This window comes from Cobetia sp. 4B (assembly GCF_018831605.1).
Classification (GTDB): Bacteria; Pseudomonadota; Gammaproteobacteria; order Pseudomonadales; family Halomonadaceae; genus Cobetia; species Cobetia amphilecti.
The window spans coordinates 1140174-1153519 of the sequence record NZ_CP059843.1; the positions used below are offsets into that span (position 1 = coordinate 1140174).

At 63.2% G+C, this 13346-nt stretch carries 15 protein-coding genes; 13 read left to right on the top strand and 2 right to left on the bottom strand.

Features of this window, described 5'->3' with window-relative positions:
• The first annotated feature begins 140 nt into the window (after nucleotides 1–140).
• From yegS to H2O77_RS04855, 5 genes are all read left to right on the top strand, one after another.
• A complete protein-coding gene (gene yegS, locus H2O77_RS04835) occupies nucleotides 141–1049 on the top strand; it encodes a lipid kinase YegS (protein ID WP_215824032.1) in 909 nt (302 codons plus the stop codon).
• 163 nt (nucleotides 1050–1212) lie between these two features.
• Nucleotides 1213–1668, top strand: a complete 456-nt coding sequence (locus H2O77_RS04840) for an NfeD family protein (RefSeq protein ID WP_215824033.1) — start codon at nucleotides 1213–1215, stop codon at nucleotides 1666–1668.
• A gap of 137 nt (nucleotides 1669–1805) precedes the next feature.
• Entirely contained in the window at nucleotides 1806–2831 is a 1026-nt protein-coding gene (locus H2O77_RS04845) for an SPFH domain-containing protein (protein ID WP_043337056.1), read from the top strand.
• An 82-nt stretch (nucleotides 2832–2913) separates the two neighbouring features.
• Nucleotides 2914–3363, top strand: a complete 450-nt coding sequence (locus H2O77_RS04850) for a nucleoside deaminase (RefSeq protein WP_107336621.1) — start codon at nucleotides 2914–2916, stop codon at nucleotides 3361–3363.
• A 220-nt stretch (nucleotides 3364–3583) separates the two neighbouring features.
• Nucleotides 3584–4132, top strand: coding sequence for a hypothetical protein (locus H2O77_RS04855; RefSeq protein ID WP_215824034.1), 549 nt, complete (start codon nucleotides 3584–3586; stop codon nucleotides 4130–4132).
• A 259-nt stretch (nucleotides 4133–4391) separates the two neighbouring features.
• Here H2O77_RS04855 and H2O77_RS04860 read toward each other — a convergent pair whose 3' ends face one another.
• On the bottom strand, nucleotides 4392–4595 hold the full coding sequence (locus H2O77_RS04860) for a cold-shock protein (RefSeq protein WP_043335501.1): 204 nt from the start codon (nucleotides 4593–4595) through the stop codon (nucleotides 4392–4394).
• Nucleotides 4596–4842: 247 nt separating this feature from the next.
• On the opposite strand from H2O77_RS04860, the gene H2O77_RS04865 reads away from it, so the two are divergent.
• From H2O77_RS04865 to H2O77_RS04900, 8 genes are all read left to right on the top strand, one after another.
• Nucleotides 4843–5682, top strand: a complete 840-nt coding sequence (locus H2O77_RS04865; protein ID WP_043335503.1) for a 2OG-Fe(II) oxygenase family protein — start codon at nucleotides 4843–4845, stop codon at nucleotides 5680–5682.
• Nucleotides 5683–5900: 218 nt separating this feature from the next.
• Entirely contained in the window at nucleotides 5901–6326 is a 426-nt protein-coding gene (locus tag H2O77_RS04870; protein ID WP_043335505.1) for a TM2 domain-containing protein, read from the top strand.
• Between the two features lie 127 nt (nucleotides 6327–6453).
• Nucleotides 6454–6879 (top strand): hypothetical protein, encoded by a 426-nt coding sequence (locus H2O77_RS04875; RefSeq protein WP_215824035.1) that lies wholly within the window; start codon nucleotides 6454–6456, stop codon nucleotides 6877–6879.
• Entirely contained in the window at nucleotides 6879–7592 is a 714-nt protein-coding gene (locus H2O77_RS04880) for a divalent cation transporter (RefSeq protein WP_043335509.1), read from the top strand. The genes H2O77_RS04875 and H2O77_RS04880 overlap by 1 nt, the downstream gene beginning before the upstream one ends.
• Nucleotides 7593–7679: 87 nt before the next feature.
• Nucleotides 7680–8264 (top strand): exopolysaccharide biosynthesis protein, encoded by a 585-nt coding sequence (locus H2O77_RS04885; protein WP_215824036.1) that lies wholly within the window; start codon nucleotides 7680–7682, stop codon nucleotides 8262–8264.
• 300 nt (nucleotides 8265–8564) lie between these two features.
• Nucleotides 8565–9209 (top strand): LysE family translocator, encoded by a 645-nt coding sequence (locus H2O77_RS04890; RefSeq protein WP_043335514.1) that lies wholly within the window; start codon nucleotides 8565–8567, stop codon nucleotides 9207–9209.
• A 67-nt stretch (nucleotides 9210–9276) separates the two neighbouring features.
• The gene (locus H2O77_RS04895; RefSeq protein WP_043335517.1) at nucleotides 9277–9813 is read left to right on the top strand and encodes a hypothetical protein; all 537 of its coding nucleotides are present in this window, start codon (nucleotides 9277–9279) and stop codon (nucleotides 9811–9813) included.
• Between the two features lie 113 nt (nucleotides 9814–9926).
• Complete coding sequence (locus tag H2O77_RS04900; RefSeq protein WP_215824037.1) at nucleotides 9927–11006, top strand: hypothetical protein; 1080 nt, start codon at nucleotides 9927–9929, stop codon at nucleotides 11004–11006.
• A 156-nt stretch (nucleotides 11007–11162) separates the two neighbouring features.
• Here H2O77_RS04900 and H2O77_RS04905 read toward each other — a convergent pair whose 3' ends face one another.
• Nucleotides 11163–13145 (bottom strand): transglycosylase SLT domain-containing protein, encoded by a 1983-nt coding sequence (locus tag H2O77_RS04905; protein ID WP_240548717.1) that lies wholly within the window; start codon nucleotides 13143–13145, stop codon nucleotides 11163–11165.
• Nucleotides 13146–13346 lie beyond the last annotated feature (201 nt).

Here is a 13346-nt window from a genome sequence, read left to right on the forward strand (position 1 = left end):
CGACTGCCCAAGGCGACTGGCCGGGCATGAGGGATTCGCTGGCTGGCGACAGCGGCGTGCCGCAGGGCAGAGATGGTTCATTGAAGGCCCCCGACCAGAGTATGCTTGTCGCTCGATCCGCATGTCGCCAAGGAGGCACCATGGAATCAACGGCGCGTGTGCGCGTGATACTCAACGGGGACAAGGCTCAGCAGCCGGAGCTGCGTGAGGCCATCTTCGCTCAGCGTGAGCGTATGGCAGGGCTTGAAGTGCGGTTGACCTTCGAGGGTGATGACGTCGCGAGACTGGTGCGCGAGGCGGTCGATGAAGGCGTCACGCGGCTGGTCGTTGGCGGCGGTGATGGCACCCTCAATCTGATCGCCAATGCATTGATGCAGCATCCACTCGCGAAGCGTCCGGAAGTCGCGATCCTGCCGTTGGGTACCGCCAATGACCTGGCGACCTCGCTCGGCATCCCCGAGCCGGTGACGGAATCGCTGGCGCTGGCCTGTGAAGGCGCGGCGCGAGCCGTGGATGTGGTGCAGCTGGATGATGCCTACTTCCTCAACATGGCCTCGGCAGGTTTCGGCGCCGAGGTGACGCGCTCGACGCCCGGTGGCCTCAAGAAGCTGTTCGGCGGCGGGGCCTATTCGCTGATGGGCGTGCTCAAGGCGTGGGACTTCCGTCCCTATCGTGGCAGCGTGACCCTCAACGGGGTGGAGGAGGAGCTGGCGTTGTTCGTACTGGCGATCGGCAATGGCCGTCAGGCGGGCGGCGGTCAGGAGCTGGCGCCTCGGGCGCTGCTCGATGATGGCTGCTTCGATGTGCTGGTGATCCGCGACTTCCCCATCGCGCGGGTGGGGGAGGTGATCGAGGAGCTGGAGTCGCTTCCCGACGACGGCCATTTCGTGCGGTATGTGCGCACTGACTCGCTGCACTATCGTGGTGAGTCGCTGCCGGTGAATCTCGATGGCGAGAGCTACCTGATCGAGAACAGCGAATTCCAGCTGATTCCCGGCGCTCTGCGTCTGGTCGCCCCGCAGGGCGCCGCCCTGCTGACACACTCATGAGCCCGCAGATGGGCCATTGAGCGCCGGCTGAGCCATATGGGCTGGCTGGTACACGAGCGCAGTCTGAGGTTTACTCAGGCTGCGCTCGTTGCGTTGGTGGCAGCGTATTCTTCCAATCTCTCGGCCGCGCAGGGCGGGAGTCAGGACTTCAGGGAGTGATTGCATGGTCGGTTTGGCGGCGTGGCATATCTGGGTCATCCTCGCGTTGATTCTGGCGGGGCTTGAGCTGCTGGGCGCGCAGTTCGTGTTGCTGGCACTGGGCGTCAGTGCCCTCGGGGGCGCTCTGGCGGCAGGGCTGGGGGCGGGACTCAACCTCCAGTTGATCAGCGTCGCGATCACGGCCCTGGTGCTGGTCCCGCTGTTCGTGCGCAAGATCCATCCCTATCTGTTGCCCAAGACGCCCTACGGCACCCTGGGCAGCGGCGCGGAGACCGGGCAGCTGGCCAAGGTGATCATCGGCAACGGCGGCAAACCTGCCGTGCGCGTGTCAGGCAATGAGTATCCGCTACGCTGGGAGGGGGAGGCGCCGCCGGCAGCGGGGGACACGGTCAGGATCGTCAGCGTCGAAGGCATCACCGTCTGTGTCGAGCCTGTCTCGAAGGAGTCGGTCTCGAAGTAGTCTGTCTCGAAGGAAACTGCACAAAGACGCCATGAGGTCGCGGCTCGACGGCGCGGTCGTGGTGGCAGCGGGTCAAGCGTGATCGGATATCTCACAAGGGCTTGCGGATACGGCCCAGTTCAAGGGAGTTGAGCAATATGATTATCAGTCCGGGACTCATCATCATTCTTTTCATACTGGCGCTGGTGGTAATCCTGCTGGCCAAGGGATTGATGATCGTCCAGCAGTCAGAAGCTGTCGTCATCGAACGCCTCGGCAGCTACAGCCGCACACTGGAATCCGGCGTGAATCTGGTGATTCCGTTCATCGACAAGCCGCGCTCCATCACCATTCGCCGTTATCGTGAGGTCAAGGGCGACAACCTGCCGTTGGTGGTGGAGGAGACGCGCATCGATCGCCGCGAGACGGTGATGGACTTCCCCGGTCAGAGCGTGGTGACGACGGACAACGTCACCGTGACCGTCAATGGCGCGCTCTACTTCCAGATCGTCGATCCCAAGCGCGCCGTCTATGAAGTCGAGAACTTCACCCAGGCCGTCGAGGTCCTGGCCAAGACCAGCCTGCGCTCCGAGATCGGTCGCATGGAGCTCGACAAGCTCTTCGAGAGCCGCAAGGAGGTCAACGACGCCTTGCAGATCACCATGGATGAGGTCGGTGACAAGTGGGGCGTCAAGGTGACGCGCGTCGAGATCCAGGACATCAGCATGCCGGAGGAAGTCGAGGACGCCATGCGGCTGCAGATGGCGGCCGAGCGCAAGCGTCGCGCCACGGTGACCGAAGCCAATGGCCAGCGCGAAGCTGCCATCGCGACCGCCGAGGGCGAGAAGCAGTCTTCGGTACTGCGCGCCGAGGGTGACAAGCAGGCCGCGATTCTGCGCGCCGAAGGTGAGCGTCAGGCCATCTATCAGCTGCGCGATGCCATCGGTGCGGAAGACCCGCAGCTGGTGGTCGGCTACATGCTGGGCCAGAAATATCTGCAGGTGCTGCCGGACATGGCGCGCGAAGGTGATCGCGTCTTCATTCCCTACGAGGCCTCTGCCTTGCTGGGTGCCATGGGCAGTTTCCGCGAGCTTGCCACTGAAGTCGGTGAGCCCACCAATGCCAGCAATGAAGGGCTGAGACGCGCCCGTCAGATGATGACCGGCGAAGCGGGCCTGGGCTGAGTGTATTGTGCCGAGCAGTGAGTGGCAGTAGGCTGCCGCTCCACTGAATATTCACCGCATCTGGAGCAAGACGATGACAGCAATGACTACCGATCATGAGCGCTTCCTGCAGGCCGCCATTGAAGAGGCGGAAAAGGGTTATGCGGCTGGCGGCGTGCCGATCGGCTCGGTACTCGTCCATGATGGCAAGATCATCGGTCGTGGCCACAATCAGCGCCAGCAGAAGGGCAGCACGGTGTTGCATGGTGAAATGGATGCACTGGAAAACGCCGGTCGCCTGCCGGCCAGCGTCTATCGTGAATCCGTGCTCTATACCACGCTGTCACCGTGCCCGATGTGCAGCGGTGCCATCCAGCTCTACGGTATCCCGCATGTCGTGGTCGGTGAGAACCACACCTTCATGGGCGCGGAAGACCACCTGCGTGGCCTGGGCGTCAAGGTCGATGTGGTCGACAACGCGCGCTGCCGCGAGCTGATGGCGACCTTCATTCGCGAGCAGCCGGACGTCTGGAACGAAGATATCGGTGAGTGATCGCGGCGCGGTTTTTGGTGGTAGCTGATGGAAAATGGTGTTCGTTAACACTATTCTGCTGTGAAAAGGGCGGAATGCTTGAAAAGCTGTCGGTCTGGCACCATGTCTTGGGTATCAGGCGCCAAGCCACGCTTTCGCTTGCATGACTACACGACCTTTGTTGCAATGCCACTTGCAGGAAACAGGGGCTGGCAACTCCCCACCTATCATGGAGAAGACGATGAAACTCAAGCAATGGATGATTCCCGCACTGGCCGCTGGCCTGTCTCTGGCCATCGCTGGTTGCGATAACGGCGATACTGACAAAGCTGCCCAGAACGCCGAGACCTCTGCCGAGCAGAGCGCCGAGCAGGCTGAACAGAGCGCCGATCAAGCGACTGACGCCGCTGCCGAGAAGATGGACGAGGCAGCTGACGAAGCGGCCGCAGAGATGGATGACGCTGCTGACAAGGCCGACAACATGGCTGACGACGCTGCCGAATCCGCCGATGCCATGGGTGATGAAGCTGCTGCCGAGAGCGAAAGCGCCCTCGACGCGACCAAGAACGCTGCTTCCGAGACCTATGAGTCCGCCAAGGAAGGTGTCAACGACGCTGCTGACGCCACTGCCGATGCTGCCAAGGACGCCTATGACTCCACCAAGGAGCAGGCTGCCGAGCTGACCGACTCCGCTGAGCAGTCTGGCGACAACGCCGCTGCCGAAGCGAACGAGAAGATCAACGCTGCGCAGCAGGATGCCAACGAGTCCATCGACGAAGCGCAGCAGTAATCACTGGGCAGCGAATGCTGGCGTGATGCCTGTCGCGAGCCGTGTCACTGGCTGAGTGTGAGTGACATGGCCGCCGATACAAGAATGCCGCGCCCCTTTGGGTCGCGGCGTTCTTGTTGCTGGCGACTCTTCGATAAGCGTGAGTCAGGCCAAGGTCTGGCCACAAAAAAGCCCGCCAGAAGGCGGGCTTTTCCATGACTGTCTTGCTGCCATCATCAGGGCGCCGGTGAGGGCGGCCTGACCAGGCTGATCGAGAAGATCAGACCGGCTTGATGTTTGCGGCCTGAAGGCCTTTCTTGCCCTGGGTGACGTCGAAGGAAACCTTCTGACCGTCTTGCAGGGACTTGAAGCCTTCTGCCTGAATTTCAGAGAAGTGCGCGAACAGGTCGTCGCCGCCGTCGTCCGGAGAAATGAAGCCGAAACCTTTGGTGTCGTTAAACCACTTGACTGTGCCAGTTGCCATGATTCTTTCCTTGCTTACGAGATGATGTTGGTGGTCTGCCCATCAGACCAGAGTGCGTTGGTGCGGCTAGGGGGAATTCCACCAGAGAGACGCGTTGCGTCCAGCGACGACATCCTTTCCTGCTTGACCTACGCATGCAGCCTGGGCTGCACGTGCTCGCTTCCATTCGAACAGAAAGTTGTCGTATTGGCGACTCCTTCCGGCTCAAGTAGGATGCTCACACAGAGCCAACATAGATGGAAATGCCATGAAGGTCCAGAACGTAGATTACCGCTCGGCCGATGCGGCCGAAAAATTTGTCGAATCCCTGCGCACGACGGGCTTCGGTGTCATCCGCAATCACCCGATCTCTCATGAATTGGTCGAGAAGATCTACGCCGAATGGGCCGAATTCTTCTCCAGCGCCGACAAGCTTGACTGGCGCTTCGACCCCAAGACCCAGGATGGACTCTTCCCGGCAGATGTCTCCGAGACCGCCAAGGGCCATACGGCGCGTGATCTCAAGGAGTATTACCACATCTATCCGTGGGGCAAGATTCCGGACAGCCTGCGCGAGAATGCCATGGAGTATTACCGCCAGGCCGAAGCCTTCGCGGCAGAGCTTCTGAGCTGGGTCGAGGCCCATTCACCTGCCGAAGTGGCCGAGCTCTACCGTGAGCCGCTCTCCAACATGATCAAGGACAGCGGTCAGACGCTGCTGCGCGTGCTTCACTACCCGCCGATGACCGGCAGTGAAGAGCCGGGCGCCGTCCGTGCCGCGGCGCATGAAGACATCAATCTGCTGACCGTGCTGCCGGCAGCCAACGAGCCGGGCCTGCAGGTGATGGACGTCAATGGCGAATGGATGGACGTGCCCTGTGATCCGGGTCAGCTGGTCATCAATGTCGGCGACATGCTCCAGGAGACCAGCGGCGGCTACTTCCCGTCGACCACGCACCGCGTGATCAACCCGACCGGCGAGGGCTCCAGCCAGTCACGTCTGTCGTTGCCGCTGTTCCTGCATCCGCGTCCCGAAGTGGTACTGTCTGACAAGCACACGGCGGACTCCTACCTCAAGGAACGTCTGCGCGAGCTGGGCGTCATCTAGCGCCGGCTGCGGCCCGGCTTTCGTTCCCGGCCTGGCTTTCGCTCCCCGGAGCGATGAAGAGACACCTGCTGATCCGACGCCATCCGCGCCAGTGCGCGGGTGGCGTCGTCGTTTCCGGGTGTGGCCTCTGGCGGCAGAAGGCTTGATTCATCGGCGCCAAGACCGCATTGACTGTATTCGCAATCATGATCTGCCGCATCGCGGCTAAGGCTTCACTGATGACCACATCGCCTGTTGTACAGGACACGCATTCCAAGACCATGGGCTATCTGCTGTGGATCTTCGGTTTCCTCGGCGCGCACCGTTTCTACTATGGCAAGCCGGTCACCGGCACCATCTGGCTGTTCACCTTCGGGTTGCTGGGCATCGGCTGGTTGATCGACCTGTTCCTGATTCCGGCGATGGACCGCGAGGCGGACTTCCGTTTTCGCGAAGGCCCGATCAATTACTCGCTGAGCTGGATTCTGCTCACCTTCCTGGGCGTGTTCGGCATCCATCGCATGTACATGGGCAAGTGGCTGACCGGCTTGCTCTACCTGTGCACCGGCGGGCTGTTCTTCATCGGCGTGCTGTATGACTTCTGGACACTCAATGACCAGATATCGCTGCGCCATGCCGAGCAGGCACCGGCCACCCAGCGCTAGAGATCACGCCTGCGTTGCATCCAGCGGGACGGAAGTGACGTAGCAGGAAAGGCAGTGTCGAGTTTTCGCATGTTCTAATGTGCTGGGGCTCGGATGTTTTCATCAACATGACGACAAGGAAGTGAACATGATCTGGTTGAAAGCCTTCATCGCCGCCTTTCTGGCGACTCTGATCTTCCATCAGGGCCTCTTCGGGCTCTTCTATCTGGCCGATATCCTGCCCAAGGCGCCCTACAACATGACGCCTACCGGGCCGCTGGGCGTCCCGTCAGTGCTCTCGCTGGCCTTCTGGGGCGGGTTGTGGGGCCTGCCGCTGTGGGCATTGGTGCGCCGCAGGACGGGCGTCAGCCATTGGCTGATCAGCCTCGTCTTCGGTGCAGTCGGCCCGACGGCCGTGGCCATGCTGGTCGTCTTCCCGCTCAAGGGAATCGAGGTTGCGCCACTGATGGTGTTCGGTGGCCTGATCCTGAATGGCGCCTGGGGCGTCGGCACCAGCCTGTTGATGCGTGTGCTGGGCGCGCGACCGAGTCCTGCAGCCCCGACGACAACATGATGGCATCGATTCCATGGACCATGGTGGCGCTCGCCTGGGCTGCCGGGTTGTGCATGCCGCTGGGTGGCGTGATCGCCCAGCTGGAGCGCAGCCACGAGAGTCACGTCAAGCGCAGCTGGCTGGCGGGGATCACCGCGCTCGGCGGCGGCATTCTGTTGGCCGCCGTGTCGCTGGTGCTGGTACCGCATGCCATGCAGGCGCTGTCCATCGCGGCGCTGTTGGGACTGTTCCTGCTGGGCGCGCTGATCTTCATGCAATTGGACCGCTGGCTGGCGCGCGGTGGCGGCGCCAAGGGCCAGTTGCTGGCGATGCTGATGGACTTCATCCCCGAGGCGATCGCGCTGGGCGCACTGGCCTCTGCCTCTCCCGCCGCGGCGATGCTGCTGGCACTGTTCATCGCGGTGCAGAACCTGCCGGAAGGCTTCAATGCCTATCGTGAGCTGGAAGGGGCCGGGCTGACGGCGCGTCAGGGGCTCGGGGCCTTCGTGCTGCTGTCTCTGCTGGGCCCGCTGGCGGCATTGGCCGGCCATCTGTGGCTTGCGGATGCGCCGGGCGTGCTGGGCGGACTGATGGCCTTCGCCGCCGGCGGCATTCTCTACCTCGTCTTCCAGGACATTGCGCCCCAGTCGCGGGTGGCGCATCACTGGTCACCGCCGTTGGGCGCCTCGCTGGGGTTCATGATCGGCATGCTGGGCGATCGCCTGGTCGGCTGACGATTCACCGTGGCGGGGCGGCACCAGCTGACTCGCCACGGCTCGAGACCTTCACACCCTCCGTCATCTTCCCGATAGGGAGCTCGCATGAGCAAGCACGCCAATGAAGGCAACCTCACGGGGTTGCTGGAAGAGCTGGACCGCGAGATCGAAGGGGATATCTCGCTGGGCGACATTCTGGAACACTTCAACTCCCGGGGCTTCGGCCCCTTGCTGGTATTGCCCGCCTTGCTGGTACTGCTGCCGACCGGGGCGATCCCCGGCGTACCGACGACCTGCGCGCTGTTCATCGTGCTGATCGCGGGTCAACTGTTGCTGGGGCGCAGGATGCCGTGGTTGCCACGCCGACTGGCGCGCTTCAGTTTCGAGCATCAACGCCTGACCCATGGCGTCGAGCGGGCAAGGCCCTGGACACGACGCCTTGATCGTCTGCTTAAACCACGCCTGAGCTTCATGACGCGCGGCATTGCCTATCGCGGTATCGCGGCGCTGACCATCCTGCTGGCCACGGCCATGGTGCCGCTGGAGCTGGTGCCCTTCGCCGCGGCCTTGCCGGCAGCAACCTTGCTGCTGCTGGGGCTGGGGCTGATCGGGGAGGATGGCCTGGTCATCCTGCTGGCCTTGCTGGTGCTGCTGCTGGATATCGCCACGGGGTTCTGGTTGGTAGGTTGAAGGCTGCGTTGGTCGCTCAACAGCGACGCAGCGTATTTTAGGAGTCGAGGCTCGTATCCTTGATGACGCGAGATGGCTTCTGCATGCCATCAGCTGCGGGCTCATGAGAGCGCCTGCGCCGTTGTGTAGCAACGCAGTAAGACAAAAGACTGAAGTGCACCATTCAGAGGCAAACCAGGCTGTCATCTTGGTGTGGATGGCTTTGCAGGCTGGCCGTGCTCGCCTAGACTGGTCGCCTGTTCAGTGCCATGGGGGCACGAATTCGGCTACTGAAGCGGGTCTGTCGCAAGGACGTTCGTCATGTTTGATTTCATCCAGTTCGATGCTGCCTTCTGGTCCTTCGTGGTGGCCATCACCTTGCTGACGGTCACGCCCGGGGTCGACACCCTGCTGGTGATTCGCAATACCTCGCGCGGCGGCCTGCGAGACGGCGTGCTGACCAGTCTCGCGATCTGTGCCGGTCTCTTCGTGCACGCGCTGGTGTCGTCGGCGGGCATCTCGCTGATCCTGTTGCAGTCGGCATGGGCGTTCTCGGCCCTCAAGCTGGTCGGGGCGGGCTATCTGATCTGGTTGGGCATCAAGAGTCTCAAGAGTGCGCGGCGCGCACGCGGGCTGAATGTCGACGTCAGCGTGACACGGCAGCAGGTATCGTGCTGGCTGCCGCTGCGTGAGGGCTTCCTGTCCAATGTGCTCAATCCCAAGACGGTGGTGTTCTACATGGCCTTTCTGCCGCAGTTCATCGCGCCGACCGACCCGGCCGTGCTCAAGTCATTGTGGCTGGCGGGTGTCCACTTCGTGATCGCCAATCTCTGGCAGATCAGCGTGGCGTTGATGGTCGGTGGTGCAGGGCGCTGGCTGGCAAGGCCGCGAGTCGCCTGCTGGATGGAAGGCATCACCGGGTCCGTCATGGTGCTGCTGGGGGCACGGCTGGCGCTAGGCCGCTAGGGATGAGCGGCCACTGCCAACATCGCAACGGAGCGCATGGGATGACGGTTCGTATCCTTGATGACACATGGATCCTGTGACATTGACACTGGCGGCCTTTCTCAAGGTCGTCACGCACCTGGAGGCTCGGGATATCAGTGATGTCTACGATTCCCGCGTACAGCAGGTACGGGTGCTTTACTACGGTTACACCATCGACTTCCGCCACCAGCTGTGGCGCATCGATGATGAGTCGGTCTGTGCACATCTGGAAAAGACCGGTACCGCCGTCGAGCAGCGCGAGTGCTCGCGCATGGCCAGCCGACTGTTCGTCGAGACCTGCCATGCCTTGCAGCGCCGGGGGCGGGCGGCGCATATCGACACCCGCACCATGTATTGCAAGGCCGCAGCGACCTTCAAGCCCCGGCGCGACCCCTATGCGGGCATGACGCCGGCAGAGCGCAAGGCACGCAAGGCGCTGGAAGCGGCGCATCGAGAAGCCGAGCAGGCCTGCAACCGCTATGTGCTGGATGCCCTGTCCTCGAATTCTCTGGAGATCCTGCGTCTGCGGCAACGCTACTGCGACAAGAGCAATCGATTGGCAGCACGGCTCGAACAACAATGATGCCCGGGCCGGTGCTCATGCCTGCCCGAGCCAACGACAGCAGCGGTACAGTGCTGCATTCATGACATGAAGACCGGCCCATCAAGGCTGGCATTGGCAGGGAACGCAATCGGATGAGTCTTTCACATACCCTCCGTCGCCGTCTGGGCGGGTTGAGTGCCGTGGTGCTGGTGGTCGCCGGGATAGCGGCCTGGCTGTACGCCGTCGATGAGGGGCGCTGGGTCGGGCGCGTGACCACGCGCCCCGAAACGCTGAATCTCGAGTCGGTGGAGCAGGGCAACCTGCCGGTCAATCAGTTCGTATCGCTGCGCAATCACTGGGCGGTCTATCGCGAGCACACCGAGACCTTCCGCCTCGATGCCAATGCAGACGGGGGGCGCCGCATCGAGACGCTCTATTATCCGGTCATCTCTGACATGAACCCCTATCTGCTGGAATTGGCCGGTCTGTCCCGCGCCTTCGGCGGCATCGATGGCATCCCCTCGGAAGAATGGCCGCGCATCGAGCGCATGGGCGTGCTGGTGCGAACCGACTCCGTGCAGAGCCTGGAAAACGTGCCGCCGCTGATCGAGTTCCCCGATGGCCTGTTCGGCACCGTTTTGCACGCCGAGACGGACCTGCCGGGCGATGAGCGCTCCCTTCTGGCCGAGCGCTGGCCCGACATCGATCTGTCGCGTGTGATCATCATCAATGCCGGCCACCGCCCCGGCAATGTCTGGGCGATGATCGTCTATGGCGTGCTGGGCACGCTCTGCTGGGCACTGGCGGTCTGGCTGATGGTGCGACTGATGCGTACACCGCGCGTCACGCGCTCCCAGCCCTTGGCCTATTCCGGCCGAGCGGCATCGGAGCCGGTGGTGTCGCAGGCATACCCGGGCAGCGAGTCTGAAGGCGAGGGGGCGTCTCAGCGCCATGCTGCACAGGTCCATGCGTCTCGCTCCCATGCGGAATCTCAGGCCCATGACGACGCACCACAGCCCCAGGGCGCTCCCGGCAAGCGCCAGGGCTGGCGTGGCAAGGGCAAGGGGAGCGATGAAGGGCGACCCCTGAGCTATGCCGAGGCGCTGGGACGGTATACCCCTCAGCAGAAGCCGCCGTTCGGCAATGGCGTGGCTGCCTCGCGACCGGGCGAAGCCAAGGGCGATAGCCAGTCCGGGTCCTCGCCCGCCATTCGTCCACGTCGCGATGACTGACTGAACGAATGGCTGAAAGAATGGCTGAAGGGCGCAATGAGCTCTCTCGCCATGGACCATGATGCCATGGGCCCTGATGCCATGGGTCCTGATGCCATGAAAACGAAAACGCCAGCCCCAAGGGGCTGGCGTTTTCGTTGCTGGATGCTGCTCGGCTCAGCGGCGATCCACCAGCGCGGTGGTGTAGCGCTGGCTGACTTCGCGGTCGCTGACCACCTTGACACCTTCGCTGGTGCCCTTGGCCAGGCTTTCGAAGATCACGCGGTAGGCCAGCACGGCCTTGACGTATTCGCGGGTCTCCTTGAAGGGGATACGCTCGACGAAGCGGTCGTATTCGCCCGGGGTGTCAGCGAGCCAACGATCGACGCGCCCCGGCCCGGCGTTGTAGGCCGCGGCGGCGGCCAGGCGGTTGCCGGAGTAGCGGTCCAGCATCTCGCGGATGTAGGTGCTGCCAAGACGGATATTGGTGACCGGATCACCCAGCGCCGCGTTGCTGGGCGTGGGCAGGCCCAGGCCGCGACTGACCTGAGCGGCGGTGCCCGGCATCAGCTGCATCAGGCCGCGTGCGCCCACCGGCGAGGTGGCGGTGGGGTTGAAGGCGCTCTCGCGACGCGCGAGTGCCATCAGCATCCACGGGTCGACGCCGGCATCGGCACCGAAGCGCTGGAAGTCCTGCTGCCAGGCCGGCGGGAAGCGCCAGGAAAGGCCATCCCACAGCTGGCCGCGGATGGTGGCGAAGACGGTCAGGTCATACCATTTCTGCTGCAGTGCATAGGCTGCCAGACGGCGAGCATCGGCGTCATCCGCCTGGGTGACGGCGTTGAACCACTCGGAGCGAGCCAGACCGATCTCGTCGATGTTCATCAGCGCCCTGACACGCTTGACGGCCGGCGTCTCGGCGACCTCGGCCAGCTCCGCGTCGGAGAAGTCCTGGTCATCGCGATTGAGCGAGTAGGCCTGGCCGATACGGTCGGCGGCCAGGAAGCCGTAGAAGTTGCGCTCGGTCGCGGCGCGCGTCCAGGCGGCGCGTGCTTCCTGCGGGCGGCCAAGGCTGTCATCGGCACGCCCCAGCCAATACTGGTAGCGGGCTTCGTTGCGGAAGCGGTCCGGCATCTTCAACACCCATTCACGCACCTGCGGCCAGTCGCCATCGCGCACCGCGTTGCGCATGCGCAGATCGAACAGCTCCTCGTCATCGAGGATGGTCAGGCGCTGATCGACCCAGCCGCGGTTGTTGGGGATGTCGCGCACCAGTGAATACCAGGCCAGGTCGCGTTCGACGGTGTGGCGCTGTTCATCACTCATCGGCATGTGCGGATTCACCTTGCGCCAGGCTTCCAGCGCGGCCTCGGTGTCGGCACGCACGAAGCCATGCATGGCGGCGACGCTCAAGGCGGCGAAGGCATGGTCGCCGTGACCGAGGTTGGTCGGCAGGCGCGTGATGGCGGCAAAGTTGCCCTCCAGCTGTTCGCGTGCCGCGATGGCCCGCTGCCAGCTGCTGGGCAGCTGGCGCTCGAGATAGCTGACCATGCCACCCTGGCCGGCAGCCCAGGCGAGCATGGCACGCTCCCAGATGGCTTGATCATCGATCACGCCACGCTCGCGCAACGCCGAGAACAGCGGGTCACAGGCCGAGTCCTGCGAGCCGGACACATGCCAGAGCTTCAGGCCGCCTTGCGATGCGCTCGCGACATCATTGCTCAGCTGCGCCGTGTAGTAATAGCACTGGCGCTGCGCACCCGCCGGCACGCCATCGCTGACTTCCAGCAGGGCATCATGACGGCCGGTACGCCCGTAGGCGGAGATCGCCTGGCCTCGCATCCACTCGGCCAACGGCGAGTCTGCGTGACGCTCGATGAAGGACAGCACTTCCGCGGCGGTGGCGTACGGCAGGCGGGCCTTGAGCTGGTGATACTCGATGTAGCCCTCCAGCACGTGGCCATTGACGGCAACCTGCTGAATCTCGTCAAAACGCTTGGCGCGCGCATCATCGAAGGCGGCGCGGAAGCTCTGGTCACTGGGAGTGGCGGCCTGCAGGGGCAGGCTCAGTCCCAACAGCAGGCCTAGGCCGGTGAGGTGCCGCAGCGCCGCGAAGCGACGGCTGCCACGGGGTCGGAGTGTTTGCTTGCCTGGTGTCACCTGGGACTCCTGCGACTGTCGGTAAAGGGGGCGTGGACTGGCTGCGACCTTGTGGTGGCGGTTCAGTGCCCCGATGTTGAACAAGTGCCCCGATATTGGCTATCCGGGGTTGCCGATTCAGTAACGATAGTGGCTATCGTGGCAGTGGTCGGCGCTGAATAACAGCACCATCTGATACTGATAGTGAATTATCCGAGAGTG

What these genes read in the sequence shown, in the direction of transcription:
- H2O77_RS04845 (WP_043337056.1), top strand. Translation starts at nt 1,806, where the DNA reads ATGATTATCAGTCCGGGACTCATCATCATTCTTTTCATACTGGCGCTG.
- H2O77_RS04860 (WP_043335501.1), bottom strand. Translation starts at nt 4,595, where the DNA reads ATGGCAACTGGCACAGTCAAGTGGTTTAACGACACCAAAGGTTTCGGC.
- H2O77_RS04855 (WP_215824034.1), top strand. Translation starts at nt 3,584, where the DNA reads ATGAAACTCAAGCAATGGATGATTCCCGCACTGGCCGCTGGCCTGTCT.
- H2O77_RS04870 (WP_043335505.1), top strand. Translation starts at nt 5,901, where the DNA reads ATGACCACATCGCCTGTTGTACAGGACACGCATTCCAAGACCATGGGC.
- H2O77_RS04890 (WP_043335514.1), top strand. Translation starts at nt 8,565, where the DNA reads ATGTTTGATTTCATCCAGTTCGATGCTGCCTTCTGGTCCTTCGTGGTG.
- H2O77_RS04875 (WP_215824035.1), top strand. Translation starts at nt 6,454, where the DNA reads ATGATCTGGTTGAAAGCCTTCATCGCCGCCTTTCTGGCGACTCTGATC.
- H2O77_RS04840 (WP_215824033.1), top strand. Translation starts at nt 1,213, where the DNA reads ATGGTCGGTTTGGCGGCGTGGCATATCTGGGTCATCCTCGCGTTGATT.
- H2O77_RS04850 (WP_107336621.1), top strand. Translation starts at nt 2,914, where the DNA reads ATGACTACCGATCATGAGCGCTTCCTGCAGGCCGCCATTGAAGAGGCG.
- H2O77_RS04865 (WP_043335503.1), top strand. Translation starts at nt 4,843, where the DNA reads ATGAAGGTCCAGAACGTAGATTACCGCTCGGCCGATGCGGCCGAAAAA.
- H2O77_RS04900 (WP_215824037.1), top strand. Translation starts at nt 9,927, where the DNA reads ATGAGTCTTTCACATACCCTCCGTCGCCGTCTGGGCGGGTTGAGTGCC.
- yegS (WP_215824032.1), top strand. Translation starts at nt 141, where the DNA reads ATGGAATCAACGGCGCGTGTGCGCGTGATACTCAACGGGGACAAGGCT.
- H2O77_RS04895 (WP_043335517.1), top strand. Translation starts at nt 9,277, where the DNA reads ATGGATCCTGTGACATTGACACTGGCGGCCTTTCTCAAGGTCGTCACG.
- H2O77_RS04885 (WP_215824036.1), top strand. Translation starts at nt 7,680, where the DNA reads ATGAGCAAGCACGCCAATGAAGGCAACCTCACGGGGTTGCTGGAAGAG.
- H2O77_RS04880 (WP_043335509.1), top strand. Translation starts at nt 6,879, where the DNA reads ATGGCATCGATTCCATGGACCATGGTGGCGCTCGCCTGGGCTGCCGGG.